Annotated in this window: 8 protein-coding genes; 1 reads left to right on the top strand and 7 read right to left on the bottom strand. The window is 64.1% G+C overall.

The genetic code is table 11. The features are described from left to right. Positions 1-21: 21 nt before the first annotated feature. Genes ACW9H9_RS21770 through ACW9H9_RS21780 form a run of 3 tightly spaced genes read right to left on the bottom strand, consistent with a single transcriptional unit; the run spans position 22 to position 5,224 of the window. Positions 22-3,075, bottom strand: coding sequence for an efflux RND transporter permease subunit (locus ACW9H9_RS21770; RefSeq protein ID WP_457344419.1), 3,054 nt, complete (start codon positions 3,073-3,075; stop codon positions 22-24). Continuing rightward, positions 3,072-4,142 carry an efflux RND transporter periplasmic adaptor subunit gene (locus ACW9H9_RS21775; RefSeq protein WP_457344418.1) on the bottom strand — a complete coding sequence of 357 codons (1,071 nt, stop codon included), beginning with the start codon at positions 4,140-4,142 and terminating at the stop codon, positions 3,072-3,074. Before ACW9H9_RS21775 ends, ACW9H9_RS21770 begins: the two co-directional genes overlap by 4 nt. Continuing rightward, positions 4,139-5,224 (bottom strand): efflux RND transporter periplasmic adaptor subunit, encoded by a 1,086-nt coding sequence (locus ACW9H9_RS21780; protein WP_457344417.1) that lies wholly within the window; start codon positions 5,222-5,224, stop codon positions 4,139-4,141. The genes ACW9H9_RS21775 and ACW9H9_RS21780 overlap by 4 nt, the downstream gene beginning before the upstream one ends. A 140-nt stretch (positions 5,225-5,364) precedes the next feature. On the opposite strand from ACW9H9_RS21780, the gene ACW9H9_RS21785 reads away from it, so the two are divergent. Next, positions 5,365-6,525, top strand: coding sequence for an AAA family ATPase (locus ACW9H9_RS21785; RefSeq protein ID WP_457344416.1), 1,161 nt, complete (start codon positions 5,365-5,367; stop codon positions 6,523-6,525). 43 nt (positions 6,526-6,568) lie between these two features. Here ACW9H9_RS21785 and ACW9H9_RS21790 read toward each other — a convergent pair whose 3' ends face one another. Genes ACW9H9_RS21790 through ACW9H9_RS21805 form a run of 4 tightly spaced genes read right to left on the bottom strand, consistent with a single transcriptional unit; the run spans position 6,569 to position 9,510 of the window. Beyond that, positions 6,569-7,435 (bottom strand): transporter substrate-binding domain-containing protein, encoded by an 867-nt coding sequence (locus tag ACW9H9_RS21790; protein WP_457344415.1) that lies wholly within the window; start codon positions 7,433-7,435, stop codon positions 6,569-6,571. Further along, the gene (locus tag ACW9H9_RS21795) at positions 7,432-8,208 is read right to left on the bottom strand and encodes an amino acid ABC transporter ATP-binding protein (RefSeq protein WP_457344414.1); all 777 of its coding nucleotides are present in this window, start codon (positions 8,206-8,208) and stop codon (positions 7,432-7,434) included. Before ACW9H9_RS21795 ends, ACW9H9_RS21790 begins: the two co-directional genes overlap by 4 nt. Continuing rightward, entirely contained in the window at positions 8,205-8,864 is a 660-nt protein-coding gene (locus ACW9H9_RS21800; protein WP_457344413.1) for an amino acid ABC transporter permease, read from the bottom strand. Before ACW9H9_RS21800 ends, ACW9H9_RS21795 begins: the two co-directional genes overlap by 4 nt. Then, a complete protein-coding gene (locus ACW9H9_RS21805) occupies positions 8,845-9,510 on the bottom strand; it encodes an amino acid ABC transporter permease (RefSeq protein WP_457344412.1) in 666 nt (221 codons plus the stop codon). Before ACW9H9_RS21805 ends, ACW9H9_RS21800 begins: the two co-directional genes overlap by 20 nt. Between the last annotated feature and the right edge of the window lie 661 nt (positions 9,511-10,171).

Raw genomic sequence — 10,171 nt, forward strand, 5'->3', positions numbered from 1 at the left:
AAGAGGGAGCGATCCGGTATATCAGGCCGCGTCTTTTTTCGGCTCGCGGATTTTGTACCAGGCCACGTACAGCGCAGGCAGAAACAGCAGCGTCAGCAAGGTGGCGATGATGATGCCGCCGATCATCGCGTAGGCCATCGGCCCCCAGAACACCTCCCGCGCGATGGGGATCATGCCCAGGCTCGCCGCTGCCGCCGTCAGCAGGATGGGCCGGCGCCGGTGTTCGGTGGCCTCCACCACCGCGTCCCACGGCGTATAGCCGTCGCGCTCGTAGGCGTCGATCTGGGTCACCAGAATCACCGAGTTACGGATGATGATGCCGATCAGCGCCAGGATGCCCAGGATCGCCACGAACCCCATCGGCGTGCCCGTGGGAATCAGAGCCAGCACCACGCCGATCAACCCCAGCGGCGCCACGCTGGCCACCAGGAACATCTTCTGCACGCTGTGCAGTTGGATCATCAAAAAGGTCGCCATCAGGAACAGCATCAGCGGCACCACCTTGGCGATCGGCCCCTGGGCCTTGCCGCTTTCTTCGACGGTGCCACCGGTGGCCACCTTGTAACCCACCGGCAATTGGGCGCTGAACTTATCGATTTGCGGCTTGAGCTGTTTCACCAGGTCGGTGGGCTGCATGTCGTCGCGCACCGAGGCTTTTACGGTAATCGTCGGCTTGCGGTCGCGACGCCACACCAGCGGCTGCTCCAGTTCGTAACGCACGGTGGCGAACGCCAGCAGCGGAATCGAGGTGCCGTTGGGCGTGACGATCTGCAGGTTCTGCAAGGTTTCCGGCGTGCCGCGCTCGGCGTCTTCGGCGCGCCCGACCACGTTGATCAGGTAGATGTCGTCATGCACCTGGGTCACCGCCGCGCCGCTGACCACGCTGTTCATCAACTGCGCAACGTCTTCGGACGACAGCCCCAGCTGCCGCGCCTTGTCCTGGGCGATGTCCACGCGCAGGACTTTGCCGGGCTCGTTCCAGTCGTAGACGATCTCGCCCAGGTGGGTGTTTTGATCCAGCAGGGTCGCCAGGGCGATCGCGTGTTTGCGCACCTGGTCGATGTCTTTGCCCGACACCCGGTACTGGATCGGACGCCCCACCGGCGGGCCCATTTCCAGCGGTTGCACAAAGCTGCCCACGCCCACGAAGTCATCGCGCAGGCGTTTTTGCAGGCGCGCGATCAGCGCGCCGCGCTCCTTGAGGCCTTTGCTCACGATCACCAGTTGCGCGTAGTAGGGGTTTTCCAGTTGCTGGTCCAGCGGCAGGTAGAAACGGATCGCGCCCTGGCCGATGTAGGTGCTCCAGCGCGCAATGTCCGGGTCGTCCTTGATGATCGCTTCGAGGCGGTCAACGGCTTTGCGGGTTTCGTTGATCGAGGCGTTTTGCGGCAGGTTCAGGTCCACCAGGATTTCGGGCCGGTCCGACGAGGGGAAAAACTGGTTCTGCACAAACTGCATGGAAAACACCGAGGCGGCAAACAACAGCACGGTAATGCCGATGGCCCACCAGCGGTTGCGCATGGCCCACAGCATGCCGCCGTTGAACGCCCGGCCGACCCGCCCCGGTTCTGCGTTGTGCGGTTTGACCTGGCTGCTGAGGATGTGCACGCCCAGCACCGGCGCGAACAGCACCGCCACGCCCCACGACACCAGCTTGGCCACGGCGATCACCGCAAACAGGGTAAAGGTGTACTCGCCCGCCGAACTCGCGTTAAGGCCAATCGGCACAAAGCCTGCCACCGTCACCAGGGTGCCGGTGAGCATCGGGAAGGCCGTGGAGGTGTAGGCGTAGGTGGCCGCCTGCGCTTTGGTTTCGCCTTTTTCCAGGCGCGTGATCATCATTTCCACGGTGATCATCGCGTCGTCCACCAACAGGCCCAAGGCAATGATCAACGCGCCCAGCGACACCCGCTGCATGGTGATGCCGCTGTACTCCATGAACACGAACACCAGCGCCAGCACCAGCGGGATCGAGCACGCCACCACCAACCCTGCGCGCATACCCAGGCTGATAAAACTCACCACCAGCACGATGATCACCGCCTCGAACAGCGCGCTGGTAAAGCCGCCCACGGCCTCTTGCACCACCTCGGCCTGGTCCGACACCTTGTGCACGCCCACGCCCACCGGCAGGTCGGCGGTGAGCTCGTCCATGCGCTGGTGCAGGGCCTTGCCGAAGTCCTGGATATTGCCGCCCTTTTGCATGGCGATGGCCAGCCCGATGGCCGGTTTGCCGTTGACGCGAAACATCGGGGTGGACGGGTCGACGTAACCGCGGGTGATGTCCGCCACGTCCGCCAGCCGGTAGAAGCGATCGTTGAGCCGCAGGTTGACGTTGGCCAGGTCTTTCTCGGAGGCGAACTGCCCCGAGGTGCGCACCGAAATCCGCTCCGGCCCCGCCTCGATCACCCCGGCCGGGGTCACGGCGTTTTGCGATTGCAGGCTTTGCACCACCTGGCGCTGGTCGATGCCCAGGGCGGCGAGTTTGCGCGTGGAAAAGTTCAGGTACAGCACTTCGTCCTGCTGGCCGATCATCTCGACCTTGCCCAGCCCCGACACCGAGCGGATCTCGGCGCGCACCTGCTCCACGTAATCGCGCAGCTGGCGCATCGACAGGCCATCGGCGGTAAACGCGTAGACCGAACCGAACACATCACCGAACTCGTCGTTGAACGCCGGGCCCTGCAAGCCCTGGGGGAAGCTGCCGCGAATGTCGTCGATCTTTTTGCGCACCTGATACCAGATGCCCGGAATGTCCTTGGCGCTGGTGGTGTCGCGCAAAAACACAAACACCGTGGACTCGCCGGGGCGCGTGTAGCTTTTCACGTAGTCGAGCGCGTCCAGCTCTTCGAGTTTTTTCTCGATGCGGTCGGTGACTTGCTTGAGGGTTTCTTCCTGGGTGGCGCCGGGCCAGCGGGTCTGGATGACCATGGTCTTGATGGTGAAGGACGGGTCTTCCTCACGGCCCAGGTTCAGGTAGGAAAACACGCCCATCAGCAGCGCGACGAACATCAAGTACCAGACGAACGACTGATGCTTCAACGCCCAGTCAGATAAGTTGAAACGGCCGTTCATCGCGGGCTGTCCTCGTCGATTTTGACTTTTTGCCCGGATTTCAGGCTGTTCACGCCCGCGCTCACCACCCGCTCACCGGCCTTGACGCCGCCGTTGAGCAGCACGCTCTCGGCGTCGCGGCTGACAACCGTGACCTCGCGCGGCTGCACGGTCTGGGCCTGGGTGTCGACGATCCACAGGCGGGTCTTGCCGTCCACGGTTTGCACCGCGCTCAACGGCAGTTCAATGCGCGGCGCGATGGCCGAGCTGAGGGTGACGCTGATGGCGGTGCCCAGGCGAAACGCCGCGGGCGTCTGGGCCAGGCTCAGGCGGGCGCGACGGGTGCGGGTGGCGCTTTGGGCCTGGGGCTCGATCTCACGCACGATGGCGGTGGTGCTCACCCCGGGGTTCAACTGCTCGGCCACGCGAAACACCACATCGGCGGGCAGGCGCTCGGCCAGGCCGGCGGGCAGGTCGATCACCGCTTCCTTGACGTCGGGGCGGGCCAGGGTCACCACCTGCTGACCGGCACTCACCACCTGCCCGGCTTCGGCGTTCCAGGCGGTGACGATGCCTGCGTGGTCGGTACGCAGTTGGGCATAGTTGAGCTGGTCTTTGGCCTGGCTGACCGAGGCCTTGGCCTGGTCGAGGGTGGCCTGGGTGGTTTTCAAGTCGGTCTGGGCCACGTCCAGTTGCGCCTGGGCGCCGACGCCACGGTCGAACAGCGACTGCTGGCGGCGCGCGTTGGCCTGGGCGTTGATGTATTGGGCCTGTATGCGGGCCAGGTCGCCCTGGGCGGCGCGCAGCTGGTTTTGCTGGTCGGTGGGGTCGAGCACGGCCAGCACGGCGCCCTTTTCCACTTCGGCGCCCACGTCCACGGCGCGACGGGCGATGCGGCCGGGCACGCGAAAGCCCAGGTTGCTTTCATAGCGGGCCTGGATGGTGCCGGCAAAGCGGCCGAGGTTTTCCTGGTCTTCGGCTTTCACCTCGATGGACAGCACCGGGCGCACCGGGTCGGGCGCGGGCTCCTGCTTGGAGCAGGCCGCGAGCCACAGGCTGGCGGCGAGCACTGCCGTAAGCCGCTTCATGGCTGGGCTCCTTGCGGCTGGGCGATTTCGACGCGCATGCCGGGGTGCAGCAATTGCCCACCGGCCACCACGACTTTTTCGCCGCCCTTGAGGCCGTCGCCAATGATGACTTTGCCGGTGAGGTAGCGGGCCACCGTGACCTTGTGCAACTGCGCCTGGTTATCGCCGTCCACCAGCCACACGGCGGGCGCGTTGAGGTCTTTGGTCAGCGCCGCCCAGGGCAATTCGATGCTGGCCTTGGCGGGCCCGTTGGCGGTGGCGCTCACCACCGAGCCCAGCTCCATGCCTTTGGGCAGGCTGTCCAGGGCGATCTTGACTTGCACGGTGCCGGTGTTGGCGGCCACGGCAGGCGTCACTTCGCGCACCCGGCCCACGGCCTTGATGCTTGGGTTGTCGAGCAGGCTCACGGTAATCGCCACGTCCGGTGGCGGCTCTACCAGCAGGGATTCGTAGACGTTGAACACCGCGTCCCGCTCGCCATCGCGGGCCAGGCTAAAAATCGGCACGGTGGCTTGCACCACCTGGCCCACCTCGGCCTGGCGTGCGGTGATCACCCCCGGCGCCTCGGCGATCAGCGCGGTGTAACCCAGTTGCTCACGGGCATTGGCCAGTTGCGCCTGGGCGGCGGTCAGCGCGCTCTGGCTGCTGCGCAGGGCGGCTTGGGCGGCGTCGTATTCGCTTTGGCTGGTGTAGCCCTTGGGCAGCAGTTTTTCCTGGCGCACAAAGGCGGCGGCGGTCTGTTTGACCCGGGCCTGTTCGGCCACGACCTGGGCCTGGGCGGAATCGACGTTGGTTTGCAAGTCTTTGGGGTCGAGCCTGGCCAGCACTTGCCGGGCGCTGACGCGGTCGCCCACGTCCACCAGGCGCTGGATGATCTTGCCGCCCACGCGAAACGAGAGGTCGGCCTGCACCCGGGCCTGGATGTCCCCGGTCAGCGTCACGGCCGCCGCAAAATCGGCGGGTTGCACGGTTTGCACAAACACCCGGGAATGAGCCTTGGGCTCGGCTTTTTCCTGGCCGCAGCCGGTGAGCAGGGCCACCAGGCCAAGGCTGAGAACAAGGGTAGAAATGGGACCGCCCATGCAGGCTCCTTTTGCGTGATGCCGACGTGCCGTGTTTATGCGACTGTGAGCTTAGTTCAGGGTTCCGTGATCGGCAGGAACCCGCCTATCGATCGCTGCGGGGCGTAATATGCCTGTCCCTCAACCGGGAAACACGTGAAATGCTCAAAACGCTCGCGGTGGCCAATTACCGCTCAATCAACCAATTGGTGGTGCCGCTGGAGCGCCTGAACCTGATCACCGGTCCCAACGGCAGCGGCAAGTCCAACCTCTACCGCGCCCTGCGCCTGCTGGCCGAAACCGCCCAGGGCGGGGTGATCAACGCGCTGGCCCGCGAGGGCGGGCTGGGCTCTACCTACTGGGCCGGGCCCGAAACCATCAGCCGGCGCATGCTCAACGGCGAGGTGGCGGTGGAGCCCAGCGTGCCCAAGGGTGCCAAGCGCCTGCGCCTGGGGTTTGCCGGTGAAGACTTCAGCTACGCCATCTCCCTAGGCTTGCCTACACCCAGCGCGTCGTTTTTCTCGCTGGACCCCGAGGTGAAGAAAGAATGCATCTGGGCCGGTCCCGTGTATCGCCCGGCGAGCCTTTTGGTGCAGCGCACAGGCCCCATGGTGCGTGCACGTGAGGGGCGCGATTGGGACGTGCTGGCCCAGCACACGCCCAACTACCACAGCCTGTTCGATCAGGTCGGCAACCTGCGCGGTTCGCCGGAAGTGTTGATGTTGCGCGAAAGCATTCGCGGCTGGCGGTTTTATGATCACTTTCGCAGCGACGCCGACGCCCCGGTACGCCAGCCGCAACTGGGCACCCGCACGCCGGTGCTGCACCACGATGGCCGGGACCTGGCGGCAGCGTTGCAGACCATTCGCGAAATCGGCGACCCCGACGCACTCAAGCAAGCCGTCAGCGACGCCTTTCCCGGTGCCCGCCTGGATATCCATCCGCTGCAGGGCGCACGCTTTGCCATCGAGTTTTATCAGGACGGGTTGTTGCGCCCCTTGTCGGCGGCGGAATTGTCCGACGGCACCTTGCGGTATTTGCTGCTGGTGGCGGCGCTGTTGACCCCACGGCCCCCGACGATGATGGTGCTGAACGAACCGGAAACCAGCTTGCACCCGGACCTGCTGCCCGCGCTGGCGCGGTTGATCATCAAGGCGTCGCAGCACTGCCAGGTGTGGGTGGTGTCCCATGCCAGCCGCCTGATCGCGGCGCTGGAACAGGATGAATCGTGCAATTCGATCGTGCTGGAAAAGGTGATGGGCCAGACACAGATCGTGGGCCAGCGGGTGCTGGATGAACCGGCGTGGCAGTGGCCGGACTAAAGGGCATGCATCGCATGCCCCTGTGTTGCCCGCGAGGGTTGTATCAGCCCTGCCACTTGCCGCCTTCAACGATCACGCTTTCAGGCTTGGTGTCGTCGCTCAGTTCTTTGCGCACGTACTGGTCATACAGCTTGAGCAGGTACTTCTGCTCGCCCAACTTGGCCAGTTCGGTGTTCACCCAGTCGCGCAGCTCGGTGTTGCCCTTCTTCACGGCTGGCGCAATGGGTGCTTCGTCGCCCAGTTTTTCGTCCAGCACGCGGTAGCCCGGGTTCTGCTTGGCCCAGCTGAACAGCACCAGGTTGTCTTGCGCGTAGGCATCACCACGGCCCGCCGACAGCGCCTGCAGCGACTCGGAGTTTTTCTCGAACTTGAGCAGTTTCCAGTCTGGGTGGTTTTTGGTCAGCCAGATGTCCGCCGTGGTGCCGGTGGTGACGATGGTGGTGCGGGTGGCCAGGTCATTCAGGCTTTTCACGTCGCTGCCCTGGGGCACCAGCGCCTGAACGGCCACCTTGAGGTTAGGGTTGGTGAAGTCCACCGCGTCCTTGCGCTCCGGCGTCACGGTCATGTTGGCCAGGATCAGGTCAACTTTGTCGCTTTGCAAAAACGGAATGCGGCTGGCCGGTTCCACGGCCACGAACTCGACCTTGTTTTCGTCGCCCAGCAGGTCCTTGGCGAATTGGCGACCGATGTCGGTATCAAAGCCCACATAGCGGCCGGCCTCGTCGACAAAACCAAACGGCGGCTTGTCGGTGAATACGCCGACGATCAGCTTGTCGCGGGCTTTGATCTTGTCGAGGTAGCTCACCGACGCAGCGGCAGGTTTGGCAGGCTCTTCAGCCTTGTTGCAGCCGGCCAGCAACGCGAGGCCGAGCAGTGGCAGTAACAGCAGGGGGTACTTGGCAGTTTTCATGTCAGTTCCAGTTCCTTGGTTTTTTTGGGCAGTGTTGAAACAAAGGAGAACTTCTCCAGGAACTGCTGCGCGCGTGCGGTTTGCGGGTTCGTAAAGAATGCCTCGGGGGTGTTTTGCTCCAGGATGCGACCGGCCTCCATGAACACCACGCGGTCGGCGACGGCGCGGGCGAAGGCCATTTCGTGGGTCACGATGAGCAGGGTCATGCCGTCACGGGCCAGGCCCTGGATCACTTCCAGCACTTCCTTGACCATTTCCGGGTCGAGGGCGGCGGTGACTTCGTCAAACAGCATCACCTGGGGGTTCATGCACAGCGAACGGACGATGGCGATGCGTTGCTGCTGCCCGCCCGAGAGCTGGCGCGGGAAGGCGTCGCGCTTGTCCAAAAGGCCCACGCGCGCCAGCAGGGTTTCGGCTTGGGCACGGGCCTGGGCGGCGTTGCGTTTTTGCACTTTGAGCGGGCCGAGCAGGATGTTGTCGAGCACGCTCATGTGCGGGAACAGGTGGTAGCTCTGGAACACCATGCCGATGTCCTGGCGCACCTGGCGCCAGTCGGTGGCCTTGCCCAACAGCTCGCGGCCGGCAAAACGCAAGCTGCCGCCGTGGGCGGTTTCCAGCCCGTTGAGGCAGCGCAGCAAGGTGCTTTTGCCGCAGCCGCTGGGGCCGAGGATCACCACCACTTCGCCGCTGTGCACGCTCAGGTCGATGCCCTTGAGCACCTGCGCCTCACCGAAGTATTTGTTGAAACCCTGAAACTCGATCAATGCGCTCATGCGTTGGCCCAGCGCCGTTCCAGCACCTTGGAGGCGGCCGACAACGGGTAGCAGATAAAGAAGAAAAACAGGAACAGCGCGCCATAGATCAACACCGACTCGTAGGTGCGCTCGATGATTTGTTGGCCCACTTTGATGATGTCCACCACGCCGATCAGCACCGCCAGCGAGCTGGTCTTGATCAGGCGCGTGTACACGTTGATGGTCGGTGGGGTCATGCGTTTGAGGGCCTGGGGCAGCAGCACGTAGCCGTACAGTTGCGGCGCCGACAGGCCAATCGACAGGCCCGCTTCGCGCTGCCCGCGGGGCAACGAGTGCAAGGCGCCGCGCACCACCTCGCCCACTTCGCTGGCGCCCCACAGGGACAGCACCAGCACCGCGCACCAGAAGCTTGGCAGGCTCAACGCAAAGAAAATCGGCAGGCCAAAAAACAGCAGGTACAGCCACACCAGCACCGGGATGGCGCGAAACAGTTCCAGGTACACCCGCAGCACGGCGTTGATGACCTGGTTATTTAAGGTGCGCAACACGCCATAGAGCACGCCGCCGACGGTGCTGAAGGCGATGCTCAGAAATGAGATCGACAAGGTTTGCGCCGCGCCCTTGCCCAGTTGCGGCAACGAGATCCAGAGCAATTCAAGACCCGAACTGGCCATGTTGGATCCTCCGTTCCAGGCGGCTGAGCAGCAGCGACAGTGGCAGGAATAACAGCACACAGATCAGCGTGAGCACGGCGAGCATTTCGTAGGTTTTGTAGTAGAGGGCGATGTAGTTTTTGGTGGTGTAGAGAATCTCGGGCACCGCCACCGCCGAGACGACGGTGGTTTCCTTGAGCAGGAAAATGAAATTGGCGAACAGCGCGGGCAAGCTGAGGATCCCGGCCTGGGGCAGGATGACGTGGCGCAGCAGTTGCCAGTCAGACAAACCGATGGACTTGCCGGACTCGATCTGCGCCACCGGCACCGCTTCCACCCCGGCGCGCAGCACTTCGGTGAGGTAGGCGCCGCCCAGGAACGTCATGGTGATAATCGCGGCCCAGAAACCGGAGATGTTGAGCCCCAGTGCGGGCAAGGCGAAGTACACGAAAAACAGTTGGATCAGCAACGGCGTGTTGCGCGCCAGCTCGACGTACAGCGCCACCAGGCGCCACGCGTACGGCGTGCGAAACACCAGCAAGGCGGCGTTGACCAGCGCGACTGCAAGCGAAGTGGCGATGGCGATCAGGCCCACTTGCAGGGTGACTCCCACGGCTTTGAGAAACGCCGGGAGGGTACTGAGGATAAAGGCGTAATCGAAGGTCATCTGAGATCCCTGACGCCGCAGGGGTAATGCGGCGGTGGTGCAGTCCGGGTGGGCGTGGGTAACGCCGGGAGGGGATGACTTTATAGGTATAAAAAGCAAATTTTAAATACCCAAATAGAATATTCATATCACCAAACGCGGCGCTGCGGTGGTGCTCGTGGTGATCGTTCCCACGCTCTGCGTGGGAATGCAGCCGGTGACGCTCCGCGTCACCCCTGGCGCAAGGCTCAAGTGCACGCTGAATGGCGGGACGCAGAGCGTCCCAGGAGGCATTCCCACGCAGAGCGTGGGAACGAGGGGCGGCGGGGGTGATCGTTCCCACGCTCCGCGTGGGAATGCAGCCGGTGACGCTCTGCGTCACCCTGGCGCAAGGCTCAAATACGCGTTGGATGGCGGGACGCGGAGCGTCCCAGGAGGCGTTACCACGCAGAGCGTGGGAACGAGGGGCGCGCGGGGTGCTCGTTCCCACGCTCCGCGTGGGAATGCATCCGGTGACGCTCCGCGTCACCCTGGCGCAAGGCTCAAGCACGCGTTGGATGGCGGGACGCGGAGCGTCCCACGAGGCGTTACCACGCAGAGCGTGGGAACGAGGGGTGCGCGGGGTGCTCGTTCCCACGCTCCGCGTGGGAATGCAGCCGGTGACGCTCTGCGTCACCCTGGC

The organism is Pseudomonas sp. SDO5215_S409, from assembly GCF_054071325.1.